Source organism: Cellulomonas edaphi, from assembly GCF_030362815.1.
GTDB lineage: Bacteria > Actinomycetota > Actinomycetes > Actinomycetales > Cellulomonadaceae > Cellulomonas > Cellulomonas edaphi.
The window spans coordinates 1,298,591-1,321,886 of the sequence record NZ_JAUCGR010000001.1 but is presented as its reverse complement, the minus strand read 5'-3'; the positions used below and the strand labels follow the sequence as shown (position 1 = coordinate 1,321,886).

The following is a 23,296-nucleotide window of genomic DNA, read 5'->3' as shown; positions in this document are numbered from 1 at the left end:
CACGCTAGCGCCTGGTGGGGCGACGCCGGGACCGCGCCTGCCAGCACGAGGAGTGCCAGTGCCGACGGTCGTCGACCGCCTCGCCGAACAGCCCGTCGGAGCGCCAGGCGACCACGTGCGCGGTGCCGGGCGCGACCGGCTGGTCGCAGCCCGGGCACCGGTATAGCCGGTCCGAGCCCCGCACCGACTGGACCACCCACTCGCCGTCGTCCGCGGACTCCGCGCGCCGGCCCCCGGTCGCCCGGTCGACGTCCAGCGGGCGCGACTCGTGCGCGTAGGGACGCTTGGACGACCGACGACCGGTGGGCACGGCGACATTCTCCCCGGACGGCGCCTACAGGGCTGCCGACTCCGCGGGCGCGATGGTGCGCGTGCGGATGAGCTCGGCGTACCAGCGCGCCGAGTCCTTGGGCGTACGCACCAGCGTGTCGTAGTCCACGTGCACGATGCCGAACCGGCGGTCGTACCCGTAGGCCCACTCGAAGTTGTCCAGCAGCGACCACACGAAGTAGCCGCGCACGTCGGCGCCCGCGTCCATGGCCTGGCCGACGGCCTCGACGTGGTCGTGCAGGTAGGCGGTGCGCTCCGCGTCGTGGACGCGCCCGTCCTCGGTCACCGTGTCGTAGAAGGCCGAGCCGTTCTCGGTGATGGCCAGGGGCAGCTCGGGGTAGCGCCGCGAGAGATCGAGCAGCAGCTCCGTCAGGCCGAGCGGCTCGATGTTCCAGCCCATCGCCGTGTGGGGGCCGGGCTGGGCGAGGAACTCGACGTCGTCCGCACCCACGAAGGGCGTGTGCGCCGACGACTTGTGGCCGTCCGGGCCGGGCTCGCCGTTGCCGACGGCCGGGGTCCCGTGCTGCACGCGGCCGGTCGAGTAGTAGTTCACGCCGAGCACCGCGAGCGGCACGGCGATGAGCTCGAGGTCGCCGTCCTGCACGAACGACCAGTCCGTGATGTGCGCCGTGTCGGCGAACACCTCGGGCGGGTAGACGCCCTCCACCACCGGGCGCAGGAACACCTCGTTGGCGATCGTGTCGATCCGGCGCTTGGCCTCGACGTCCTGCGGCGCGTCGGAAGCGGCGCGCGTGACGTGCGTGTTGAGCGTGATGGAGACGGGGGTCTCCTCGCCGAGGACGTCCTTGATGGCGCGGGCTGCCAGGCCGTGGCCCAGGTTGAGGTGGTGGACGGCCTTGAGCGCCGCCTCGTCGTCGGTGACGCCCGGGGCGTGCACGCCCGAGGCGTACCCCAGGAACGCCGAGCACCACGGCTCGTTGAGCGTGGTCCACAGGAAGACCTTGTCGCCGAGGGTCTCGGCGACCTTGCGCGCGTAGTCGGCGAACCGGTACGCCGTCTCGCGGTTGGCCCAGCCGCCCTCGTCCTCGAGGGTCTGCGGCAGGTCCCAGTGGTAGAGCGTCGCGACGGGCTTGATGCCCGCCGCCACGAGCTGGTCGACGAGGTCGACGTAGAAGTCCAGGCCGAGCTTGTTGAACTCGCCCGAGCCGGTCGGCTGCACGCGCGGCCACGCCACGGAGAAGCGGTACGCCTGCAGGCCCAGCTTCTTCATGATCGCCACGTCCTCCTCGACGCGGTGGTAGTGGTCCACCGCCACGTCGCCCGTGTCCCCGTTGAGCACCTTGCCCGGGGTGCGGGAGAAGGTGTCCCAGATCGAGGGCAGGCGGCCGTCCTCGTGCGCGGCACCCTCGATCTGGTACGAGGCCGTCGCGGACCCCCAGAGGAACTCGGGGCCGAACTGTCGGCCGGACGGCAGCGTCGTGGTCATGACTGGTCCTTCGGTCGAGCGGATGGTCTGCGGATCGAATCGATACGATACACGGCCGAGCCCGGCGCCGGGTCGCCGCTGCGGCGGCGCCCGGCGCCCGCCCTCAGCCCGCGATCGCCAGCGTGAGCGTGTGGTCGCCGGCAGCGGCGCGCCCGGTGGCTCCGCCCACCACCTCGACGCCCCACTCGGCGTCCGTGCCTCGCGCCTCCACGCGCACCTCGTCGCCCGCCCGCGACACGACGAAGCTCGCCTCGCCCACGCGCACCACCGAACGGTGCCCGTCCGCGAGCCGGAACAGCCGCAGCGTGACGCCGTCGGCCCAGTCGTAGTCCGGCCGGTCCGTGCGCGCACCGACGGGCAGGACCGAGTCGGGACGCACGTAGACGGGCAGCGAGTCGAAGCCGTGCCGCTCGTGGACCCATCGCGGACCCGTCACCACGTCGCCGGTGAGCAGCGAGGTCCACGTCCCCTCCGGCACGTACACGTCGACGTCTCCCGCAGCGGAGAACACCGGCGCCACGAGCAGGTTCTCGCCCAGCATGTACTGGGTGTCGACGGTCGCGGCACCCGGATCGTCCGGGAACTCGAGCACCATCGGGCGCATCACGGGCACCCCCTGCTCGTGCGCGTCGTCGCCCAGGCGGCCCAGGTAGGGCATGAGCGAGAGCTTGAGCTCGGTGAACGACCGGGTGATCGCCACGGCTTCCTCGTCGAATGCCCACGGCACCCGGTACGAGTCGGAGCCGTGCAGGCGGCTGTGCGACGAGAGCATCCCGAACGCGAGCCAGCGCTTGAAGACCGCGGGATCCGGCGTGCCCTCGAACCCGCCGATGTCGTGCGACCAGTAGCCGAACCCGGACGCCGCCAGCGACAGGCCACCGCGGAGCGACTCGGCCATCGACACGAACGTGGACTCGCAGTCGCCTCCCCAGTGCACCGGGAACTGCTGCCCGCCCGCGGTCGCCGAGCGGGCGAACAGGACCGCCTCGCCCTCGCCGCGCTCGGCGACGAGCAGGTCGAACACCGCCTTGTTGTACAGGTGCGTGTAGTAGTTGTGCATCCGCTGCGGGTCGGAGCCGTCGTGCCAGACGACGTCCGTCGGGATCCGCTCGCCGAAGTCGGTCTTGAACGCGTCGACGCCCTGCCCGAGCAGGCGACGCAGGTGAGCGTTGAACCAGTCGACCGCCGAGGGGTTGGTGAAGTCGACGAGCGCCATGCCCGCCTGCCACTGGTCGGTCTGCCACACCGAGCCGTCCGCGCGCGTGACCAGGAACCCGCCGGCGCGGCCCTCCTCGAAGAGCGCCGAGCGCTGCGCGATGTAGGGGTTGATCCAGACGCAGATCTTCAGGCCCTTGGCGCGCAGACGGGCGAGCATCCCCTCGGGGTCCGGGAACGTCGCGGGGTCCCACCTGAAGTCGGACCAGTGGAAGGCACGCATCCAGAAGCAGTCGAAGTGGAAGACCGACAACGGCAGGTCCCGCTCCGCCATGCCGTCGACGAAGGACGTCACGGTGCCCTCGTCGTAGCTCGTGGTGAAGGACGTCGACAGCCACAGCCCGTACGACCACGCGGGCACCCGCGCCGGGCGCCCGGTCAGGGCGGTGTAGCGGCGCAGCACGTCCTTGGGGGTCGGGCCGTGGATGACGTAGTACTGCAGCGACTCTCCCGGCACCGAGAACTGCGTGCGCGAGACGGCCTCCGAGCCGACCTCGAACGAGACGTGCCCCGGGTGGTCGACGAAGACGCCGTAGCCGCGGTCGCTGAGGAAGAACGGGACGTTCTTGTACGCCTGCTCGCTCGAGGTTCCGCCGTCCGCGTTCCAGATGTCGACCGACTGGCCGTTCTTGACGAAGGCACCGAAGCGCTCCCCCAGCCCGTACACGTGCTCGCGCACGCCCAGGCTCAGCTGCTCGTGCACGAAGGGCTCGCCGGCCGCGTCCCGGACCACGCCGATCGAGCGCGCGGACGACGAGGTGAGGACGCGCCCGTCGGCGACGAAGTCGACCGCCCACGCGCCGCGGGTGGACACGCGCGCCGTGAGGTCGCCCGCGCTGAACGTGGCCAGGCCGTCGTCGGAGGACGTGACCTTGACGTCCGCACCCGCGGAGGCGACGTCGAAGTGCGGCCCTCGGTCGACTCCGCCCGTGTGGTGCTCGATCCGCACGCCGATGACGCCGTCCATCGGGCTCGTGAAGGTCACGGTGACCAGCGGCCGGTTGAGCGTGTCCCCCCGCTTGGTGAGCGGCGCGGTGGCCGAGTGGACGACGAGCGAGTCGTCGTGCAGCTCGACGTCAGCGACGTCCCGCGGGTGCAGGACCGTGACCCCCGGGAGCTGGAGCCAGTAGCCGTCGGTGAACTTCATCGGGTTCCTCTCACTTCACCGATCCAGCGGTGACCCCACGGGTCAGCGTGCGCTGGAAGAGCAGGAAGAAAATCAGCGCCGGCAGCAGGGAGATCAGGGCGCCCGCGTTCGTCGTGGGGGCGTCCATCATCCGGTCGCCCTGGAGCGAGGCGAGCGCGATGGGGATGGTCTGGGTGTCGTTGGTGGTCAGCATCACCAGCGGGATGAAGAACTCGTTCCAGGTCCAGATGAAGAAGAAGATCATCAGGACGGACAGCGTGGGCCGCACGATCGGGAAGACGACCTTCCACAGCACCGTCCACCGACCAGCGCCGTCCAGTGCAGCCGCCTCGAGCAGCGCCTTGGGGAAGGTGCCCAGCACCGAGGCGAGCAGGTACGTGCCGAAAGCCGACTGGATCACCGTGAAGATGATGATCACGGACCACGGGGAGTTCCCCAGGCCCGCCTGCTGCGCCATGGTGAACAGCGGGTAGATCAGCGCCTCCTGCGGCAGCATCGTCGCCAGGAGGAACAGCGTCACCACCCACAGCCGGCCCTTGATCCGGCCGATGCCGATCGCGTACGCGTTGAGCAGCGACAGCAGGGTGCCGAGCACGGCCACGACGCCGGAGATGAAGATGGAGTTCCACAGCTTCTGGGGGAAGTCCACCCTCTCCCAGAACGCCTTCACGCCGTCGAAGTACAGGTCCTTCGGCAGGCTCAGCGGGCCGTTCTGCGAGTAGTCCGAGGGGGACTTGAACGCGTTGAGCACCATGATGAGGATCGGCGCCAGGATCAGCAGACCGACGAGGATCGCCCCCGCCAGGATGAACCAGCGCGCCGTCCCCGTGCGGTGCCGCGCGTCCGGGCGGGACGCCGGGGGCGCCTTGATCGTCTCGACGGCCATCACAGTCCCCCGGCTTCCTTGCGCTCGCTGCGCGCCTGCACTGCGAGGATCACGACGGCGACCAGCACGATGACCAGCGTGAGCACCGTTGCGATCGCGGCGCCGTAGCCGACCTTCGACTTGTCGAAGAAGTTGAGGTACGAGTAGTAGCTCGGCACGAGCGTGGAGCCCTCGGGGCCCCCTCGGGTGAGCACGTAGATGGGCCCGAAGACCTTGAGGGCCGCCACCGTGCACGTCAGCACCACGACGAACGTCTCCGGCTTGATCTGCGGGAGGGTGATCGCGCGGAAGCGACGACCCCAGCCGGCGCCGTCGAGCTCGGCCGCCTCGTAGAGCTCCGGGTCGACGCGCTGGAGCGCCGACATGAAGATGACCACGGGGTAGCCGATCTGCACCCAGACCAGCACCAGCATCACGCTCGGCATCGCGGTCGACGGGTCGCCGAGCCAATTGGGCGGGTTCTCGACGCCCAGGGAGCGCAGGATCTCGTTCACCGCTCCGGTCTGGGCGTTGAGGATCCAGTTCCACAGCACACCCGCGACCGCGACCGGAAGGATCTGCGGCAGGTAGTACGTCGCCCGCAGCACCGAGGCGCTGCGCGAGCCGAACCGCTTGCCCAGGTAGTCGAAGAGCACCGACGCGAGCACGAGGCCGATGAGGGTGGGGATGACGACCATCGCCACGATCATCGAGATGGAGTTGCGGAACGACGTCCAGAACTGCTCGTCCTGGAGCAGCGCGCGGTAGTTGTCGAGGCCCACCCAGGTGTGCGGCGCCATGCCGCCCTTCCACTTCTGGAAGCTGTACATGATGTTGGTGACGAGCGGGATGCCGATCACCACCACGAAGGCCACGAGGCCGGGGATCAGGTAGGGCAGGTAGGGCACCCAGTGGGGGGCCTTGCGCTTGGTCCGCACCGAGGGCGGCGCCTGCGTCGCGGCGTCCTTGCCGAGGGTCTGCGTGGTCATGTCTCTCTCCCAGGAGGCAGACCGCCGGGCCGGGGTAGTGACCCCCCGGCCCGGCGATCGGTCACTGTCCGAGCAGGTCGCTCTTGCCGGACTCGTAGGCGTCCTTCAGGCCGTCGAGCACCTGGTCGGGCGTCTTCGACTGGTTGACCAGCGACTGCAGCTGGCTCACGATCACGTCGTAGAAGCCGGCGACGGGCCAGTCCGGGTAGAACGCGAGGCCGTCACCCTTGACGATGTCGGCGAAGTTCTGGGTGAGCTCCTTGGTCTTCGGGTCGGTGATCGACGCCGGGTCGCCCGCGACCGGGAGACCGCCCTTCTCGCCGAGGATGTTCTGCACCTCGGGACGCAGCGTGATGTCGATGAAGTCCTCGGCCAGCGTCTTGGACTTGGCATTCGCGGGGACGACCCACAGGTTGCCCGACGAGCCCGGGTGCAGCGTGTTCTCCGGGAACAGCGTCTGGCTCCAGTCGAACGTGATCTCCGTGGCGAGGCGGCCGAACCACCACGAGCCGGAGACCATGATCGGGAACTTGCCGGCGATGAACGAGACGCCCATGTCCTCGGCGGTCAGCCCGGCGGAGTCGCTGGCGATGTAGCCCTTCTTGATCCACTCGTCGAGCTTGTTGGTGGCCTGCGTCATCGCCTCGCCGTGCCAGTCGACGTCGTTCTTGAACAGCTGGTAGTCGTCGACGAGGGCGCGGTCGCCGTAGTGCAGGACCAGCTCGTACCAGAGCTGACCCAGCGGGTACTCGGCGCCGGCCGTCGCGAGCGGCGTGACGCCCTTCGCCTTGAACGCCGCCAGCGCCTGCTCGAACGCGTCGAACGTGGTCGGCACCTCGATGCCGTTCTTCTTGAAGAGGTCGTTGTTGAGGTACACCCCCACGAACTCGCCGTAGTTGGGGACGCCGAACCACTCGCCCGAGCCCATGAGCCCGTTGTCGTCGTACTGCGCCGTCGTGGCGAGCGAGCCGGAGACCGTCTTGTCCCAGCCCTTCTCCTTCGCGACGTCCGTGAGCGGCGTCAGCAGGCCCTGCGACGCGAGCTGGCCGGCGGTCGCGTTGCCCTTGTTGTACTCCATGACGTCCGGGACGTCGTCGCCCGTGAGCACGATCTTGGCGTTCTTCTGGATCTGCTCGAAGGTCTGCTTCTGCACGTCGACGGTGACGCCCTCGTGCTCGGCCTTGAAGATGTCGATGGCCTTCGCCCAAGCCTGCGCCATGGCGGAGTCGTCACCTTCGTAGTGCCAGATGGTCAGCGTCTTGGAGTCCTCGTCGCCGCCCCCGCTGCCGCCGCTGCTGCACGCGGCCAGGGCCAGAGGGGTCAGCAGGGCGACCGTCGCGGCCGTCGCCCATCGCCGGGTGTTGATGCTCATCCGTGTTCTCCTCGTCGAGTGGATGCGACCGAAGGACACTCGGTCGTCGAAGCGCTTCGACACCATAGCGCGCGATTTTCCCGCTTGTCCAGGGGTTGCCATCTCAGCGTTCGACGGTGAATCATCGAAGCGCTTGCTTGCGACATAGGGGTCGCCGGTGGCGTCGCTGGGGGACGCCACCGGCCAGCCCGTTAGTGTGTCGGCGACGCAGCGTCCAGGACGGACGCGCAGCCAAGGACCAGAACCGGGGGCAGACGTGACGACGATCGACGACGTCGCCCGCGCCGCCGGCGTCTCGGTCTCGACCGTGTCCTACGCGTTGTCGGGCAAGCGGCCCATCTCCGCCTCGACGCGCGAGCGCATCGAGCGGGCCGTCCGGGACCTCGACTACCGGCCGCACGCCGGAGCTCGCGCGCTCGCCTCGGCACGCACCAACGTGCTGGCTCTCATGGCCCCGCTGCGCGTCGACGTGAACGTCGGGGTCATCATGCAGTTCGTCACCGGCGTGGTCACCCGCGCCCAGACCTACCAGCACGACGTCCTGCTGCTCACGCAGGAGGACCACGCGGGCGTGGAGCGCGTGGCCGCGGGATCGATGGTCGACGCGGTGATCATGATGGACGTCGAGGCCGACGACCCCCGGCTCGCGATCCTGCGCCGCCAGCGGCAGCCGGCGGTGCTCATCGGCCTCCCCCGGGACACGGCGGGCTTCTCGTGCGTCGACCTCGACTTCGAGCAGGCGGCGCGCGTCGCCGTCGACCACCTGGTGGGCCTGGGCCACGGCTCGATCGCGCTCGTCGGCTCACCGCAGGCGGTGCTCGACCGACACACCACGTACGCCGCGCGCATGGTGCGCGGCTTCAGCGAGGAGGCGACGCGGGCGGGGGTCGCCGCCGTCTTCGAGCCCTGCGAGTCGTCCCATGCGGGCGCCGTGGCGGCCATCGACCGGGTGCTGCTGCGCCTGCCGGACGTCACCGGGATCGTCGTGCACAACGAGGTGGCGCTGCCCGCCGTCCTCGCGACGCTGCGTGAGCGGGGCCGGTCCGTGCCCGACGACATCTCGGTGGTGGCGGTGTGCCCCACGGACGTCGCCGTCGGTCAGCCCCTCCCGCTCACCTCCGTCGACATCCCGGCGTCCAGCATCGGCGGTGTCGCGGTGGACATGGCCATGGCGCGCCTGAACGGCACGCAGCTCGCCGAGACCCGGCTCATCTCGCCGGTCCTGACGCCTCGCGCCACCACCGGCCCGGTGGCGTGACCCGTCAGGCCACCCACTTACCGTCCCGCATGACGCGGACCGGCCGCAGATCTGCGTCGGCGACGAGGACGTCGGCGCGGCGCCCCGCCACCAGCGCGCCCAGATCGGCGCGTCCGAGCACCTCGGCCGGCGTGGTCGCGGCCGCCCGCACGGCGTCCTGGAGCGGCACTCCCGCCCTCACCACCTGGCGCAGCACGTCGAGCAGGTGCGCCACTCCCCCGGCGATGGCACCCGCCGACCCGTCCGCCTCCACGATCCTGGCGACCCCCTGCGCGACGCGGACCTCCATGGGTCCGAGCTGGTAGTCGCCGTCCGCCATCCCGGCCGCGGCCATCGCGTCCGTGACGAGCGCGATCGAGCCGGCGTCGAGGAGGTCGAACACGGAGCGCGTGGTCCCGTCCGCGAGGTGCGTGCCGTCGGCGACCAGCTCGACCACGAGCTCACCGCGGCCGGCCGCGGCAAGGCAGGCCGCGATCGGGCCGGGATCGCGGTGGTGCAGCGGCCGCATGCCGTTGAACAGGTGCGTCGCGGTGAGGCGTCCCGACCGGGCGCCCTCCGTGGTGGCGAGCAGGTCGAAACTGCGATCGACCGCCGCGTCCACCTGCTCCGCGCTCGCGTCCGTGTGGCCCACGGACGGGATCGCACCCGCCGTGACCAGTGCCGCGAGGACGTCGTCGCCCACCACCTCGGGGGCGATCGTCATGGTCACGAGGTGACCCCGCGCCGCAGTCGCCACGGCCCCCACCAGCTCGGCGTCCCCGACGAGCATGTCGCCGGGGTTCTGCGCACCGCAGCGCGCCTGGGACAGGAAGGGTCCCTCGAGGTGGATCCCAGCGACGATGCCCTGCTCGGCCGCATCGGCGAGCAGACCGGTCCGGGCGAGCAGCACGTCACGCGGCGCGGTGACCAGCGACGCCACGAGGCTCGTGGTGCCGTGGCGGAGATGCTCCCCGGCCGCGACGCGCACGTCGTCGAGGGTCTCGGCGTCCGGCAGGCTGACACCGCCGCCGCCGTGGTTGTGCAGGTCGACGAGGCCGGGGAGGAGCAAGTCTCCCGACTCGTCGGGGACGGCATCCGCGGCGTCGCTCGCCGGTCCGACCCAGGCGATGGTCTGCCCCTCGACGACGACGACGCCGTCGGGGATGACGCCGTGGGGCGTGACCACCGTCCCGCGCAGGCTGGTCCGGGCTGTCGACGTCGCGGCGCTCACGGGGCCATTGTGGCCTATCGAGGACCGCGCTCGAGCTGGGCGTCGACGAGGGCGTCCTCGGGCTCGGGACGGGGCAGGCGTGGGCGCGCGAGCGCGGCCCGGGCGTGCGCGTTGCCGCTCCACCACCGCGCACCTCCCGCGCCCAGCGTGCCCTCGACGGCGCCGATCACCGCCAGGGCGACCGAGTGGCCCCACACCCCGATCATGAGCGCCGCGAGGGCGGCACCCACCGCGGCGAACACCGCGACGTGCACCCACTCGCGCCGCACGTGCCGGAGCAGGTGGGCGGTGAGCAGCCCCGCCGGGAAGCCCACGAGGGCCACCGGGATGCAGGCGATCAGCACGAAGAGCACCGCCACCTGGATCCCCGTCGTCCCCGATCCGAGGAACGCCCCGACGGCTCCGACGAGCACGTTGACCATGAGCAGCACCGCCACGCACCGCAGGTTGAGCATGGCGATCGCCGCTACGCCGCGGACCGGCGGCACGTTCTCAGGTTGCACGAGCGCATCGTGCCACGCGGCTGGCGCCGGGGTGCGGAAGGTCCCCCGATCGGCCCCTCAGAACAGGCGCGAGTCCACGTCGTCGACGCCCTTCATGGCGTCGTAGTCGAGCACCAGGCACCCGATGCCGCGGTCGGTGGCGAGCACGCGCGCCTGCGGCTTGATCTCCTGGGCCGCGAAGACCCCGCGCACCGGCGCGAGGTGCGGGTCCCGGTTGAGGAGCTCGAGGTATCGGGTGAGCTGCTCGACGCCGTCGATGTCGCCACGGCGCTTGATCTCGATGGCGACGGTCGCCCCGGTCGCGTCGCGCGCCAGGATGTCGACCGGCCCGATGGCTGTCGGGAACTCGCGCCTGATCAGCGTGTGCCCGCTGCCGAGGAGGCCGATCTGGGCCGCCAGCAGCTCCTGCAGGTGCGCCTCGACGCCGTCCTTGATCAGGCCGGGGTCGACGCCCAGGTCGTGCGCGGAGTCGCTCAGCACCTCGTACAGGTCGATCACCAGACGGTCGTCGGACTTGGCGTGCTGGACGGTCCAGACCTGCGTGACGCCGGCCGCGCGGGACTCGTCGTCGGGCTCGCTCACGGCGAGCGAGCAGGGGGGGCTCATCCAGTTGAGCGGCTTGTACGAGCCGCCGTCCGAGTGCAGCAGCACGCTGCCGTCGGACTTGACCACGACGAGACGGGTGGCACGGGGAAGGTGGGCATTGAGGCGACCGCTGTAGCGCGCGGCGCAGGACGCGACGACCAGACGCACGACCCTCAGATCACCGAGTCCACGCGCGACGGCGTCGCCTCGATCCAGGACGTGAGGCCCTCGTAGGCCCCACGGCTCATCAACAGGTACAGCTTCGCGGACGAGGCCGCGGTCCGGCACGTGACCACCACGTCACCGTGCCCGGCGTCGACGCGCTCCACCACGGCGAGGCCGCAGCGCTGCCAGCGGTGACCGGGTCGCGGGGCGAGGGAGAGGTGACGCCACCAGTACAGGTGCTCAGTGCCGTACTGCGCGATACCCGCGGACCAGGGGCCCGCCCCCGTGCGGCCCACCGAGCAGCGGAAGGAGCCCACCCGGTGGCTCAGCGTGCGCGTCCGGGATGCCCACAGACCGGTCAGGACACCCGCCGTGACCAGCGCACACACCAGCGCGACGGAGACGAAGGTGGGCACCGCGGTACGACCTCAGTGCCCCGAGGACGCCGACGTCGTGCGGCTGACCGCGTCGACCACGATCGTGGCGCGGTTGTCGTCGAACGACATGAACCCGCCGTCGACGTGCCAGCGCTCGACCGGCCCGCCACCCTCGGGGTACACGCGGACCTCGCCCTCGCGCAGGATCGTCAGGACAGGAGTGTGACCGGCGAGGATGCCGATCTCACCGTCGCCGGCGGGCGCGATCAGCTGGCGGGCCGTGCCCGTCCAGACCTTGCCGTCGGTGGCGACGAGGTCGACCTCGAGCGATGCCACGGATCCTCCTTGGTTGCTGTGCGGCGCCCCTCACGGGACGCGTCCGGCGCACTACGGGGATGTCAGACGCCGTACTCCTTCTGGATGCGGGCCCAGTTGCGCTCGAGGTCCTCGAGGCCACCGATGTTGAAGAACGCCTGCTCGGCCATGTGGTCGAACTCGCCGGCGGCGATCTTCTTGAACGCCTCGACCGTCTCGGCGACGGGGACCGTGGATCCCTCGACACCGGTGAACTTCTCGGCCATGTAGGTGTTCTGCGAGAGGAACTGCTGGATGCGGCGCGCACGCGCCACGACCGTCTTGTCCTCCTCCGAGAGTTCGTCGACACCGAGGATCGCGATGATGTCCTGGAGCTCCTTGTTGCGCTGCAGGATCGACTTCACCTGCGTCGCCACGTCGTAGTGCTCCTGGCCCACGTAGCGCGGGTCGAGGATGCGGCTCGTCGACGACAGCGGGTCCACGGCCGGGTACAGACCGCGGGACGCGATCTCGCGGCTGAGCTCCGTGGTGGCGTCGAGGTGCGCGAACGTCGTCGCCGGCGCCGGGTCGGTGTAGTCGTCGGCGGGCACGTAGATGGCCTGCAGCGACGTGATCGAGTGACCACGCGTGGAGGTGATGCGCTCCTGCAGGATGCCCATCTCGTCGGCCAGGTTGGGCTGGTAGCCCACCGCGGACGGCATGCGGCCGAGCAGCGTGGAGACCTCGGAGCCGGCCTGCGTGAAGCGGAAGATGTTGTCGATGAAGAGCAGCACGTCCTGCTTCTGCACGTCGCGGAAGTACTCCGCCATCGTCAGCGCCGACAGCGCGACGCGCAGACGCGTGCCCGGCGGCTCGTCCATCTGGCCGAAGACGAGGGCGGTCTTGTCGAAGACGCCCGCCTCCTCCATCTCGACGATGAGGTCGTTGCCCTCACGCGTGCGCTCGCCGACGCCGGCGAAGACCGACACACCGCCGTGGTTCTGGGCGACGCGCTGGATCATCTCCTGGATGAGGACCGTCTTGCCGACGCCCGCACCGCCGAAGAGGCCGATCTTCCCGCCCGTGACGTAGGGCGTCAGCAGGTCGATGACCTTGATGCCCGTCTCGAACATCTGCGTCTTGCTCTCGAGCTGGTCGAAGGCCGGGGGCTTGCGGTGGATGGGCCACCGCTCGGTCACCTCGAACGTCTCGCCCTCCTTGAGGTTGAGCACCTCACCGGTCACGTTGAAGACGTGGCCCTTGGTGATGTCGCCCACGGGGACGGAGATCGGAGCGCCGGTGTCGGTCACGTGCGCGCCGCGGACCAGGCCGTCGGTCGGCTTGAGCGCGATGGCGCGGACCAGCGAGTCGCCGAGGTGCTGGGCGACCTCGAGGGTCATCGTGAAGCTGCTCTCGCCCTCGCCCTGGCTCGACAGGTCGATGTCGACCGTGAGCGCGTTGTAGAGCTCGGGGAGCTGGTCCGCGGGGAACTCGATGTCCACGATCGGGCCGATGACGCGGGCGACCCGACCCACGCCGGGCGTGCCGGCGGTGGCGGCCGTCTCGTCGACGGTGGTGGCGGTCATGTCTGGCCTCGCTTCGTTGGTGTGTCTCGCTGGGGTCTGGCTCTGGGGGGTGGCGATCAGGAGGCGAGCGCGTCTGCGCCCGAGACGATCTCGCTGATCTCCTGCGTGATCTCGCCCTGACGGGCCTGGTTGGCCAGCCGGGTGTACATCCGGATGAGGTCCTCGGCGTTCTCGGTCGCCGTGTGCATCGCGCGCTGGCGGGCGGCCAGCTCGGACGCGGCGGCCTGCAGGAGGCTCGCGTAGATGCGGCTGCGCACGTAGCGCGGCAGCAGGGCGTCCAGAACCACGGCGGGCTCCGGCTCGAACTCGTACAGCGGCAGCGTGTCGGCGTCCTCGACCGGCGCGACGCCCTCGACGATCTCGAGCGGCAGCAGCCGGATCAGGTGCGGACGCTGCGTGACCATGTTGACGAACTGCGTGTAGACGACGTGCACCTCGGCCACGCCGCCCTGGTCCGCCGGCGCCCGGAAGGCGTCGAGGATGGCCTCGGCGATCTCACCGGCGACCTCCGTGGTCGGCGCGTCCGAGTGGCCCGACCAGGCGCCCTCGATGTCGCGACCCCGGAAGGTGTAGTAGCTCACCGCGCGGCGGCCCGAGACGTAGAGAGCCACCTGCTTGCCCTCACGCTCGAGGTTCGCCACGAGCCGCTCCGTCTCGCGGATGACGCTCGCCGAGTAGGCGCCCGCCATGCCGCGGTCCGACGCGATGACCAGCACCGCGACGCGCGTGGTGTCCGTCCGCTCCACGAGGAACGGGTGCGTGACGTTGGAGTGCGTCGCGACCGCCGAGACCGCACGCGTGATCGCCTGCGAGTACGGCGCAGCCATCTTGACCCGGTCCCGCGCACGACCGATGCGCGAAGCCGCGATGAGCTCCTGCGCCCGGAACATCTTCTTGAGCGCCTGGGTGGACTTGATGCGCTGCTTGTAGACGCGCTGCAGACCGGCCATCGATCAGGCCTTCTTCTGCCGGACGATCTGCTCCTGCTCGACGTCGACCTCTGCATCGTCCGACTCGCCGCCGACCAGCGGGGAGCCGTCCGCCTTGAGGAAGCCCTGGCGGAAGGTGTCGACGGCGTCGCCGAGGGCCTTCTCCGTGGCGTCCTCGAGCTTGCCGGTCGACGCGATCGTCGTCAGCACGTCCGTGTTGCGCTTGAGGTGGTCCAGCAGCTCGCTCTCGAACCGGCGCACGTCCTCGACCGGGACGTCGTCGAGCTTGCCCTTGGTGCCGGCCCAGATCGACGCGACCTGCTCCTCCACCGAGAAGGGGCTGTACTGACCCTGCTTGAGGAGCTCGGTGAGGCGAGCACCACGGGCCAGCTGCGCGCGGCTCGTGGCGTCGAGGTCGGACGCGAACATGGCGAACGCCTCGAGCGAACGGAACTGCGCCAGGTCGAGCTTCAGCGTGCCGGAGACCGACTTCATCGCCTTGACCTGGGCGGCACCGCCGACGCGGGACACCGAGATGCCGACGTCGACGGCAGGGCGCTGGTCGGCGTTGAACAGGTCGGACTGCAGGAAGATCTGCCCGTCCGTGATCGAGATGACGTTGGTGGGGATGTACGCCGAGACGTCGTTCGCCTTGGTCTCGATGACCGGCAGACCGGTCATCGAGCCGGCGCCCAGCTCGTCGGACAGCTTGGCGCAACGCTCCAGCAGGCGGGAGTGCAGGTAGAAGACGTCACCGGGGTAGGCCTCGCGGCCCGGCGGGCGGCGCAGCAGCAGCGAGACGGCGCGGTAGGCCTCGGCCTGCTTCGACAGGTCGTCGAAGACGATCAGCACGTGCTTGCCCTGGTACATCCAGTGCTGGCCGATGGCCGAGCCGGTGTACGGCGCGAGGTACTTGAAGCCCGCGGGGTCCGAGGCGGGAGCGGCGACGATCGTCGTGTACTCCAGCGCGCCGGCCTCCTCGAGCGCGCCACGGACGGCAGCGATCGTGGAGCCCTTCTGACCGATGGCGACGTAGATGCAGCGCACCTGCTTCGACTCGTCGCCGGACTCCCAGTTGGCCTTCTGGTTGATGATCGTGTCGATCGCGATGGCCGTCTTGCCGGTCTGGCGGTCGCCGATGATGAGCTGGCGCTGGCCGCGGCCGATCGGGATCATCGAGTCGATGGCCTTGAGGCCGGTCTGCAGCGGCTCGTGGACCGACTTGCGGGCCATGACGCCGGGGGCCTGCAGCTCGAGCGCGCGGCGGGCGTCCGTCTCGATGGCACCCAGGCCGTCGATGGGCTCGCCCAGCGGGTCGACGACGCGGCCGAGGTAGCCGTCACCGACGGGCACGGACAGGACCTCGCCCGTGCGGCGGACCTCCTGGCCCTCCTCGATGCCGGTGAACTCACCGAGCACCACGACACCGATCTCGCGCACGTCGAGGTTCAGCGCCAGGCCCAGCGTGCCGTCCTCGAAGCGCAGCAGCTCGTTGGCCATCGCGCCCGGGAGGCCCTCGACCTGGGCGATGCCGTCGCCCGAGAGGGTGACGCGGCCGACCTCTTCCGAGACGACTCCGCTCGGCTCGTAGGACTGCACGAAGCTGTCCAGCGCGGCGCGGATCTCCTCCGGCCTGATCGTCAGCTCAGCCATTGCTCTTCTCCTCGTCCATCGCACGGGGTGCGTGCGGTCTCACATGTCGTGGTGCTCGCCGTGATGCGGCGCGCGGGGTGACGCTGGTTCAGCTGGCCACTCGTCGGCGGGCGTCCGCCAGGCGGGCGAGCACCGTCGAGTCGACGACGTTCGGCCCCACCTGGATGCGCAGGCCACCGAGCACCTGCGTGTCGTGCACCTCGTTGATCTGGACGGCGCGGCCGTAGGCGCGCTCCAGGATCGAGGCGAGCCGGTCGCGCTGCGCCGACGTGAGCGGCGCGGCGGCCGTCACCGTCGCCACCTGCCGCTGCCGCCGCTCCGCGATCAGGTCCGCGATGTGCCCCAGCGTGGCCACGTAACGACGGCCCCGAGGGGCGGCCGCCGCGCGCCGAGCGATGGCCGCGGTGCTGGGGTCCGCACGGTCGGCCAGGATCTGGTCGACCAGAGCCGCCCGGGCCGAGCCCGGGATCTTGTCGTCGAACAGCGTCTGACGCACCTCGCGCTCCCCGACCAGCGCACGCGTGAGGCGGAACAGCTCCTCCTCGACACGGTCGAGCTGTCCCCGCGCCTCGGCGTCCGCCAGGAGCGCGTGGAAGCCCAGGTGCTCGGCCGCGTCCGCGAGATCGCGGTCGTCCGACCACCGGGCACCCACGAGACCCTGGGCCGCCTCGATCACGGCCGGCTCGGCGTCCTTGAGCAGCTGTGCCACCAGGGCGGCCTTGGGCGCGGCCGGGATGGACGGGTCTGCCAGGGTCCGGCGCAGCGAGCCGGAGTGGTCCAGCGCGTCGACGAGCGCGAACAGCTGCTCCCCGAGCACCGAGGCCTTGGCGCCGGCGGCGCCGAGGACCGGCTCGAACCGGCCCTCCGCGGCATCCAGCGACGCCCGACTCGTCCCACGCATCAGTTCCCCTTACCTGCGTCCGCAGCGGTGCTTGCCTCGAGCTCGTCCAGGAAGCGCTCGACGACGCGCGAACGACGTGCGTCGTCCTCGAGCGACTCGCCGACGATCTTGGACGCCAGGTCCGTCGCCAGCGTGCCGACCTCGTTGCGCAGCGCGACGCTCGCCTGCAGGCGCTCCGCCTCGATCTGACGCTGAGCGTTCTCGACGATCCGCGCGGCCTCGGCGGCCGCGCGCGTGCGCGACTCCGCGACGATGGCCGAGCCCTCGGCGCGCGCCTCCTCGCGGATGCGGGCAGCCTCGGTGCGGGCGTCGTTGAGCTGCTGCTGGTACTCGACCAGCGCGGCAGCCGCCTCGGCCTGGGCGTTCTCGGCCTTGGCCAGGCCACCCTCGACCAGCTCGGTGCGCTCGTCGAGCACGGCCTGGATCTTCGGCAGCGCGTACTTGAGGAACACGAAGCCGAGGATGATCACGATGACCAGCGACCAGACGATGTCGTAGGTCTCCGGGAGCAGCGGGTTGGGCGTCTCGGCCTCCTCCGCAGCTGTCAGGAGGCCGGTAATCGCGGTGCCGATCACTTGAAGATGAACGGCGTCACGAGGCCGAGCAGACCGAACACCTCGATGAAGGCGAGGCCGATGAACATGGTCGAACGCAGCTGACCCGACATCTCGGGCTGACGCGCCATGCTCTCGATGGTCTTGCCGAACAGGATGCCCAGACCGATGCCGGGGCCGATGGCGGCGAGGCCGTAGCCAATGACCGCGAGGTTGCCGGTGATCTCCACTGGTGTGGTTCCTTTCATCTGCGCGCCACGCGGCGCGTCCGGGGTGGGGCGGCGGATCACGTGTGCGACCTGCCGCGGTCAGAAGTGTCTGTCAGTGATCCGGCTCGATGGCCATCTGCAGGTACACCGCCGTGAGGATGGCGAACACGTACGCCTGCAGCGCGGCGACGAACACCTCCAGCAGGAAGAACGCGACGCCACCGGCGAAGGTGACGACGCCGAGGACCTTGAGCCCACCGGCCGCGTGCAGGAAGAGGAACGACGTGGCCGAGAAGCACAGCGCGAGCAGCAGGTGCCCGGCCATCATGTTGGCGAAGAGTCGGATGGTCAGCGTCGCGGGGCGCAGCAGGAAGACCTGCAGGAACTCGACCGGCGTCAGCACGATGTAGACGAACTTCGGCACACCGGGCGGGAAGAGCTGGCCCTTGAGGAAGCCGCCGACCCCGAGCGCCCGCACCGCGTCGATGAGGTACAGGGCGAACACCCACAGGGCGAAGATCAGCGGGAGCCCGATGACGGACGTTCCCGCGATGTTCAGGAACGGCACCACGCCGGTGATGTTCAGGAAGAACACGGAGAACAGGATCGTGGTGATGATCGGCGCGTACTTGCGGCCGAGCTTCTCGCCCAGGATCTCCTCGGCGATGCCCTTGCGGGCGAAGTTGACCACCATCTCGATGATCACCTGGCCGCGACCCGGCACGAGCTTCGCGCGCTTCGCGGCGAGGGTGATGATGATGATGAGCGCCGCGGTCGCGATGAACCGGACGATCATGATCCGGTTGATCTCGAAGGGGGTGCCCTCGAAGAGGACGGCCGGCGGGAAGAAGTCCGCGAGGGACGGCGCGTGGAATTCACTGTCATCCGCGGCGAGCGGCAGGATCGTCGCAAGGCTGGACAGGGCGGTCTCCAAAGTTCGATGCGCGGTGCCGCGTCAGCGCAGGCACACTCAGCGCGGTCGGCCGTCGTGGTTGGGGGAAGCCTAACCTATGAATCGGCGGGTTCAGGACCCGTCCCAGGGCCGTCCGGCGCCGCCGGCTCGACGTACGGGATGCGGCCTCGCTGCACGGCCCGCAGGTCCAGCACGGCCGACCCCAGGACGCCCGCGAAGAGCACCAGGCCGAGCACCATGCGGTTGTAGAAGTCGAACTGCGCGAGCACCGCCAGGGCGACGAAGACGACCACGATCTTGCCCAGCCAGGCACCCATGATGACGGCCGTGGTGTGGGCCGGGGTGGTGTTCACCGTGCGCAGCACCGAGACCACCGTGGTGCCCGAGAACACGAGCGCGAGCGCGACCCCGATGAGGGCACCCCACACGCCCTCGAGGCCGTCCACCAGGGCGCCGACGCCGACGCCGACCACCAGCAGGGCCCCGAGCAGCCAGAACATGTCGCGAAGGGCGCGCCGGAAGGCGTCGGCCGCGGCCGCCTCGGACAGCGGGGCGGGCTGGGCGGGGGTGCTCATCGGGCGGTCTCCGGGGTCTTGTCAGGGTCCAGCAGGACGGCGGGGGCGGGCTTGCGGCGGCCGCGGAGCGGGCCGAGCGTGGCGAGCAGCGCGAGGACGACGCCCGCGGCGAGCAGCCACAGGACGACCGTCGTCGAGAACGTCACGAGCGCCGCGACGCCGAACGCGATCACCGCGGTCCACACGTACATGATGACCACGGCCCGGCGGTGCGAGTGGCCCAGCGCGAGCAGCCGGTGGTGCAGGTGCATCCGGTCCGGGTGGAACGGCGACTTGCCCGCTCCGACGCGCCGGACCAGGGCGAGCGCCATGTCCAGCAGCGGGAGCAGGAGCACCGCGAACGGCAGGAGCATGGGCAGGAAGGCGGGGAAGCTGGCGCGCTCGGAGACGGACTCGGGGTCGATCTGCCCGGTCAGCACCACCGCCGCGGCCGAGAACACGAACCCGAGCAGCATCGCGCCCGAGTCGCCCATGAAGATGCGGGCCGGGTAGACGTTGTGCGGCAGGAAGCCCACGCAGGCGCCCACCAGCACCGCGAGCACGAGCGTCGCGAGGCTCGCGTAGTCCGAGCTGGTGCTCTTGGTGAGCAGGTAGGAGTACAGCAGGAAGGCGGTGCCGCCGATCGCGAGGACGCCGGCAGCCAGCCCGTCCAGCCCGTCGACGAAGTTCACGGCGTTCATGGCGATGACCACCGTGAGGATGGTCAGGAACGTCCACATCCGCGTCGAGCCGACCGTCACGCCCCCGATGGGCAGCTGGTAGAGCTGCACGCCCTGCCAGGCCAGGAAGCCCGCGGCGAGCACCTGTCCCATGAGCTTGGTGAGCCAGTCGAGGTCCCAGATGTCGTCGGCCACGCCGAGCGCGCACACCAGCGCACCGCCGCCGATGATCCCGACGAGCGGCCGGGGGTTGTCGTACACCCCGGAGAGGAAGGGGAGCTGGCTCGCCATGACGATGGCGATGCCCATGCCCGCGAACATGGCCATGCCGCCCAGGCGCGGGGTGGGGATGGCGTGCACGTCCCGGTCCCGCACCGCGGTGATGGCACCCCAGCGCAGGGCGCACCAGCGCGCGAGCGGCGTCGCGAGGTAGGCGACCGCCGCGGCGAGGAGCAGGACGAGCAGGTAGACCCTCACCCGGGGGCGCCCTCGTCGTCCGGGCCCACCACGTGCGCGACCTCGCGGAGCTGCTCGAGGCTGATGGCACCGGCGCGCACCAGACGCAGGGTCGGGGTGGTCGCGTCGACGATGCTCGAGGCCACCTGCCCCGGCGTCTGACCGGCGTCGAGGTAGACGTCGACGGATGCGCCGAGCTGCTCGAACGCCTCGCCCGCCGTGAGCGCAGCCGCCGAGCCGGTGCGGTTCGCGCTCGAGACCGCGAGGGGGCCCGTGCGACGCAGCAGCGCGAGCGCGGTGTCGTGGTCGGGCACGCGCAGCGCCACGGTGCCGTGCGTCTCGCCCAGGTCCCACGCGAGCGACGGCTGGGCGGCGACGATGATCGTCAGCCCGCCCGGCCAGAACGCCTCGGCCAGGGCGTGCGCCGCGTCCGGGACGTCCGTGGCCAGCCCCGCCATGGTGGCGACGGCCGGGATGAGGACGGGCGGGGGCATCTGCCGACCCCTCCCCTTCGCGTCCAGGAGCGCCTGCACGGCGGTCGGCGCGAAGGCGTCGGCCGCGATGCCGTAGACGGTGTCGGTGGGCAGGACGACGAGGCCTCCGCGCGCCAGGGCGTTGACCGCCTCGTCGACGGCCGGGCCCCAGCTGGTCGGGTCTCCCGCGGGTCGGATCCGCTCGTTCACGGCTGCGAGTCTTTCACGCCCCCGGCCCCGATCCGACGCGCGACGAGCATGCGCGGCCGGCCGGTGAGGTCGGGCCTGCTCGCGACGTCGGTGAAGGCCCCGGTCTGCTCGGCCGCGGCGCGGGCCCGAGCGTCCTGGACCTCAGCGTGCTCCATCACGAGCAGGCCGCCCGGCGCGAGCAGCCGCGCGGCGGCGGCGATCACGGCGCGCGGGACGTCCAGCCCGTCCGCCCCGCCGCCGTAGAGCGCGAGGTCGGGGTCGTGGTCGCGGACCTCGGGATCGACGGGTACCGCGTCCGGGGGGATGTAGGGAGGGTTCGAGACGAGCACGTCGACCAGGCCGTCGAGCTCGGCCAGCAGGCCGGGGTCGCGGACGTCGCCGTGCTGCACCGCGACGTCCGCGCCGGCGAGCTCGGCGTTGCGGGCGGTCAGCGCGACGGCGGCCGGCGAGGCGTCGACCGCCCAGACGCGCGCACCGCCCACCTCGCTGGCCACCGAGACCGCGATGCCGCCGGCACCGGTGCACAGGTCGACGACGACCGGCCGGCGACCGGCACTCGCCAGGTGGGCGGCCTCGTCGACGGCCGCCTGCGCGACCACCTCGGTCTCCGGGCGCGGGACGAACACGCCGGGCTCGACGACCATCGTCAGGTAGCGGAACCCGGTCCGTCCGGTGATGTGCTGCAGGGGCTCGCGCACGCGACGGCGCTCGACGAGCTCCGCGTACCGCGACGCGAAGCCCTCGGGAGCGGCGGGCGCGAGCACGAGGTCGAGCCGGTCCAGGCCGAGGGCGAACGCGGCCAGCTCGGTGGCGTCCACCCGCGGAGAGGCCACGCCCGCCTCGGCGAGCACCCGGGCCGCACCCTCGACCAGGTCCCGGACGCCCAGTGGGCCGCGCGAGTCCCCGGGACCACCGTCTCCTGCGCCGGCGCTCACTGCTCCGCCGCTGCGGCCAGGCGCGCCGCCTCGTCGGCGTCGATGGCCGACTGCACCACTGGCTGCAGGTCGCCCGCGAGCACGGCGTCGAGGTTGTACGCCTTGTAGCCGGTGCGGTGGTCGGCGATCCGGTTCTCGGGGAAGTTGTAGGTGCGGATCCGCTCCGAGCGGTCCACCGTGCGCACCTGGGACCGCCGGGCGACGCTCGCCGCGGCCGCAGCCTCCTCCTGCCGGGCCGCGAGCAGCCGCGCGCGCAGCACCCGCATGGCCTGCTCCCGGTTCTGCAGCTGCGACTTCTCGTTCTGCATCGAGACGACGATGCCGGTGGGCACGTGCGTGATGCGGACGGCGGAGTCGGTCGTGTTGACGGACTGGCCACCCGGGCCGGACGAGCGGTAGACGTCGATCCGCAGGTCGTTCGGGTCGATCTCGACCTCGCCCTCGTCGTCGGCCTCGGGGAAGACGAGCACGCCGGCGGCCGACGTGTGGATGCGGCCCTGCGACTCGGTGACCGGCACGCGCTGGACGCGGTGCACGCCGCCCTCGTACTTCAGGTGCGCCCACACGCCGTCCTCGGGCGCGGTCGCACCGCGGGACTTCACCGCGAGCTGCACGTCCTTGTAACCGCCCAGGTCCGACTCGGTGGCCTCGAGCAGCTGGGTGGCCCAGCCCATGCGCTCGGCATAGCGCGTGTACATGCGCAGCAGGTCGCCCGCGAACAGCGCGGACTCCTCGCCGCCCTCGCCGGCCTTGACCTCGAGGATCACGTCGCGCGCGTCGTCGGGGTCGCGCGGGATCAGCACGTTGCGCAGCCGCGCGGCGGCCTCGTCGGCGGCGGCCTGCAGCTCGGGCAGCTCCGCGGCGAACGCGGGGTCCTCGGCCAGCTCGGCGGCAGCCTGCGCGTCGTCGGTGGCGGACTGCCAGGCCCGGTAGGCCGCGGCGACGCGACCCAGCTCGGCGTAGCGGCGCCCCAGAGTGCGCGCACGGCCGGCGTCGGCGTGCACCGCGGGATCCGCCAGCTGCGCCTCGATCTGCGCGTGCTCGGCGAGCAGCGGGAGGGCGGCGGCGAACGCGTCGCTCACGGTCGAGCTCCTGTCATCGGGTCGATCCGCCGGGACGGGGCGCGCGGCGGACTCGCACCGGGCGGTCCGCCCGGGAAACGCCACAGCGCCGGCGCCCGCGCGGACACTGCCATGGAGGGCAGTCGTCCGCGCCGGGCACCGGCGCTGTGAGGGTGCTAGTTGGCCTTCTTGCCGTAGCGAGCCTCGAAGCGGGCGACGCGGCCGCCGGTGTCGAGGATCTTCTGCTTGCCCGTGTAGAACGGGTGGCAGGCGCTGCAGACGTCGGCGTGGATCTTGCCGCTCGTCACGGTCGAGCGCGTGATGAACGTGTTGCCGCAGGTGCACGTGACCTCGGTGGCCACGTACTCCGGGTGGATGTCAGACTTCACAAGGATCTCCTCGTTCGGGTGTCTCCGGGTCCCGCA

25 protein-coding genes are annotated in these 23,296 nt (G+C 71.1%); 1 reads left to right on the top strand and 24 read right to left on the bottom strand.

Annotation, left to right across the window (positions count from 1 at the left end; genetic code table 11):
* Positions 1 to 4: 4 nt before the first annotated feature.
* The 6 genes from QRT05_RS06175 to QRT05_RS06150 all read right to left on the bottom strand — a co-directional run bounded on the left by QRT05_RS06175 (position 5) and on the right by QRT05_RS06150 (position 7,365).
* On the bottom strand, positions 5 to 310 hold the full coding sequence (locus QRT05_RS06175; RefSeq protein WP_289446065.1) for a hypothetical protein: 306 nt from the start codon (positions 308 to 310) through the stop codon (positions 5 to 7).
* 24 nt (positions 311 to 334) lie between these two features.
* The gene (locus tag QRT05_RS06170) at positions 335 to 1,777 is read right to left on the bottom strand and encodes a GH1 family beta-glucosidase (RefSeq protein ID WP_289446064.1); all 1,443 of its coding nucleotides are present in this window, start codon (positions 1,775 to 1,777) and stop codon (positions 335 to 337) included.
* A 103-nt stretch (positions 1,778 to 1,880) separates the two neighbouring features.
* Positions 1,881 to 4,139: an alpha-xylosidase gene (gene yicI, locus QRT05_RS06165; protein WP_289446063.1), complete on the bottom strand. Its 2,259-nt coding sequence runs from the start codon at positions 4,137 to 4,139 to the stop codon at positions 1,881 to 1,883.
* Positions 4,140 to 4,149: 10 nt separating this feature from the next.
* A complete protein-coding gene (locus QRT05_RS06160; protein WP_289446062.1) occupies positions 4,150 to 5,025 on the bottom strand; it encodes a carbohydrate ABC transporter permease in 876 nt (291 codons plus the stop codon).
* Positions 5,025 to 5,993: a carbohydrate ABC transporter permease gene (locus QRT05_RS06155; protein WP_289446061.1), complete on the bottom strand. Its 969-nt coding sequence runs from the start codon at positions 5,991 to 5,993 to the stop codon at positions 5,025 to 5,027. Before QRT05_RS06155 ends, QRT05_RS06160 begins: the two co-directional genes overlap by 1 nt.
* A gap of 61 nt (positions 5,994 to 6,054) precedes the next feature.
* Positions 6,055 to 7,365: an ABC transporter substrate-binding protein gene (locus QRT05_RS06150; RefSeq protein ID WP_289446060.1), complete on the bottom strand. Its 1,311-nt coding sequence runs from the start codon at positions 7,363 to 7,365 to the stop codon at positions 6,055 to 6,057.
* 256 nt (positions 7,366 to 7,621) lie between these two features.
* On the opposite strand from QRT05_RS06150, the gene QRT05_RS06145 reads away from it, so the two are divergent.
* A complete protein-coding gene (locus tag QRT05_RS06145) occupies positions 7,622 to 8,623 on the top strand; it encodes a LacI family DNA-binding transcriptional regulator (protein WP_289446059.1) in 1,002 nt (333 codons plus the stop codon).
* Between the two features lie 4 nt (positions 8,624 to 8,627).
* On the opposite strand, the gene QRT05_RS06140 is transcribed toward QRT05_RS06145, so the two are convergent.
* The 18 genes from QRT05_RS06140 to rpmE all read right to left on the bottom strand — a co-directional run bounded on the left by QRT05_RS06140 (position 8,628) and on the right by rpmE (position 23,260).
* Positions 8,628 to 9,833, bottom strand: a complete 1,206-nt coding sequence (locus QRT05_RS06140) for an N-acetylglucosamine-6-phosphate deacetylase (protein WP_289446058.1) — start codon at positions 9,831 to 9,833, stop codon at positions 8,628 to 8,630.
* A 14-nt stretch (positions 9,834 to 9,847) separates the two neighbouring features.
* The gene (locus tag QRT05_RS06135) at positions 9,848 to 10,336 is read right to left on the bottom strand and encodes a hypothetical protein (protein ID WP_289446057.1); all 489 of its coding nucleotides are present in this window, start codon (positions 10,334 to 10,336) and stop codon (positions 9,848 to 9,850) included.
* A 57-nt stretch (positions 10,337 to 10,393) separates the two neighbouring features.
* Positions 10,394 to 11,089, bottom strand: a complete 696-nt coding sequence (gene nucS, locus QRT05_RS06130) for an endonuclease NucS (RefSeq protein ID WP_289446056.1) — start codon at positions 11,087 to 11,089, stop codon at positions 10,394 to 10,396.
* A 5-nt stretch (positions 11,090 to 11,094) separates the two neighbouring features.
* Positions 11,095 to 11,502 (bottom strand): DUF2550 family protein, encoded by a 408-nt coding sequence (locus QRT05_RS06125; RefSeq protein WP_289446055.1) that lies wholly within the window; start codon positions 11,500 to 11,502, stop codon positions 11,095 to 11,097.
* A gap of 12 nt (positions 11,503 to 11,514) precedes the next feature.
* Positions 11,515 to 11,799, bottom strand: a complete 285-nt coding sequence (locus tag QRT05_RS06120) for a F0F1 ATP synthase subunit epsilon (protein WP_289446054.1) — start codon at positions 11,797 to 11,799, stop codon at positions 11,515 to 11,517.
* A gap of 62 nt (positions 11,800 to 11,861) precedes the next feature.
* Entirely contained in the window at positions 11,862 to 13,343 is a 1,482-nt protein-coding gene (atpD, locus tag QRT05_RS06115) for a F0F1 ATP synthase subunit beta (protein WP_289446053.1), read from the bottom strand.
* Positions 13,344 to 13,399: 56 nt separating this feature from the next.
* Positions 13,400 to 14,293 carry a F0F1 ATP synthase subunit gamma gene (locus tag QRT05_RS06110; RefSeq protein ID WP_289446052.1) on the bottom strand — a complete coding sequence of 298 codons (894 nt, stop codon included), beginning with the start codon at positions 14,291 to 14,293 and terminating at the stop codon, positions 13,400 to 13,402.
* 3 nt (positions 14,294 to 14,296) lie between these two features.
* Entirely contained in the window at positions 14,297 to 15,925 is a 1,629-nt protein-coding gene (gene atpA / locus QRT05_RS06105; protein WP_289446051.1) for a F0F1 ATP synthase subunit alpha, read from the bottom strand.
* 88 nt (positions 15,926 to 16,013) lie between these two features.
* Positions 16,014 to 16,826: a F0F1 ATP synthase subunit delta gene (locus QRT05_RS06100; protein ID WP_289446050.1), complete on the bottom strand. Its 813-nt coding sequence runs from the start codon at positions 16,824 to 16,826 to the stop codon at positions 16,014 to 16,016.
* On the bottom strand, positions 16,826 to 17,401 hold the full coding sequence (locus tag QRT05_RS06095; protein ID WP_407650300.1) for a F0F1 ATP synthase subunit B: 576 nt from the start codon (positions 17,399 to 17,401) through the stop codon (positions 16,826 to 16,828). The genes QRT05_RS06100 and QRT05_RS06095 overlap by 1 nt, the downstream gene beginning before the upstream one ends.
* Complete coding sequence (gene atpE / locus QRT05_RS06090; RefSeq protein ID WP_289446126.1) at positions 17,398 to 17,628, bottom strand: ATP synthase F0 subunit C; 231 nt, start codon at positions 17,626 to 17,628, stop codon at positions 17,398 to 17,400. The genes QRT05_RS06095 and atpE overlap by 4 nt, the downstream gene beginning before the upstream one ends.
* Positions 17,629 to 17,701: 73 nt before the next feature.
* Complete coding sequence (gene atpB / locus QRT05_RS06085) at positions 17,702 to 18,523, bottom strand: F0F1 ATP synthase subunit A (protein ID WP_289446049.1); 822 nt, start codon at positions 18,521 to 18,523, stop codon at positions 17,702 to 17,704.
* A 74-nt stretch (positions 18,524 to 18,597) separates the two neighbouring features.
* Complete coding sequence (locus tag QRT05_RS06080; RefSeq protein ID WP_289446048.1) at positions 18,598 to 19,077, bottom strand: hypothetical protein; 480 nt, start codon at positions 19,075 to 19,077, stop codon at positions 18,598 to 18,600.
* The gene (locus tag QRT05_RS06075) at positions 19,074 to 20,213 is read right to left on the bottom strand and encodes an MraY family glycosyltransferase (protein ID WP_289446047.1); all 1,140 of its coding nucleotides are present in this window, start codon (positions 20,211 to 20,213) and stop codon (positions 19,074 to 19,076) included. The genes QRT05_RS06080 and QRT05_RS06075 overlap by 4 nt, the downstream gene beginning before the upstream one ends.
* Entirely contained in the window at positions 20,210 to 20,875 is a 666-nt protein-coding gene (locus QRT05_RS06070) for an L-threonylcarbamoyladenylate synthase (RefSeq protein WP_289446046.1), read from the bottom strand. The genes QRT05_RS06075 and QRT05_RS06070 overlap by 4 nt, the downstream gene beginning before the upstream one ends.
* Complete coding sequence (gene prmC / locus QRT05_RS06065; protein WP_289446045.1) at positions 20,872 to 21,810, bottom strand: peptide chain release factor N(5)-glutamine methyltransferase; 939 nt, start codon at positions 21,808 to 21,810, stop codon at positions 20,872 to 20,874. Before prmC ends, QRT05_RS06070 begins: the two co-directional genes overlap by 4 nt.
* The gene (prfA, locus tag QRT05_RS06060) at positions 21,807 to 22,892 is read right to left on the bottom strand and encodes a peptide chain release factor 1 (protein ID WP_289446044.1); all 1,086 of its coding nucleotides are present in this window, start codon (positions 22,890 to 22,892) and stop codon (positions 21,807 to 21,809) included. The genes prmC and prfA overlap by 4 nt, the downstream gene beginning before the upstream one ends.
* Before the next feature lie 155 nt (positions 22,893 to 23,047).
* Positions 23,048 to 23,260, bottom strand: coding sequence for a 50S ribosomal protein L31 (gene rpmE / locus QRT05_RS06055; RefSeq protein ID WP_289446043.1), 213 nt, complete (start codon positions 23,258 to 23,260; stop codon positions 23,048 to 23,050).
* Positions 23,261 to 23,296 lie beyond the last annotated feature (36 nt).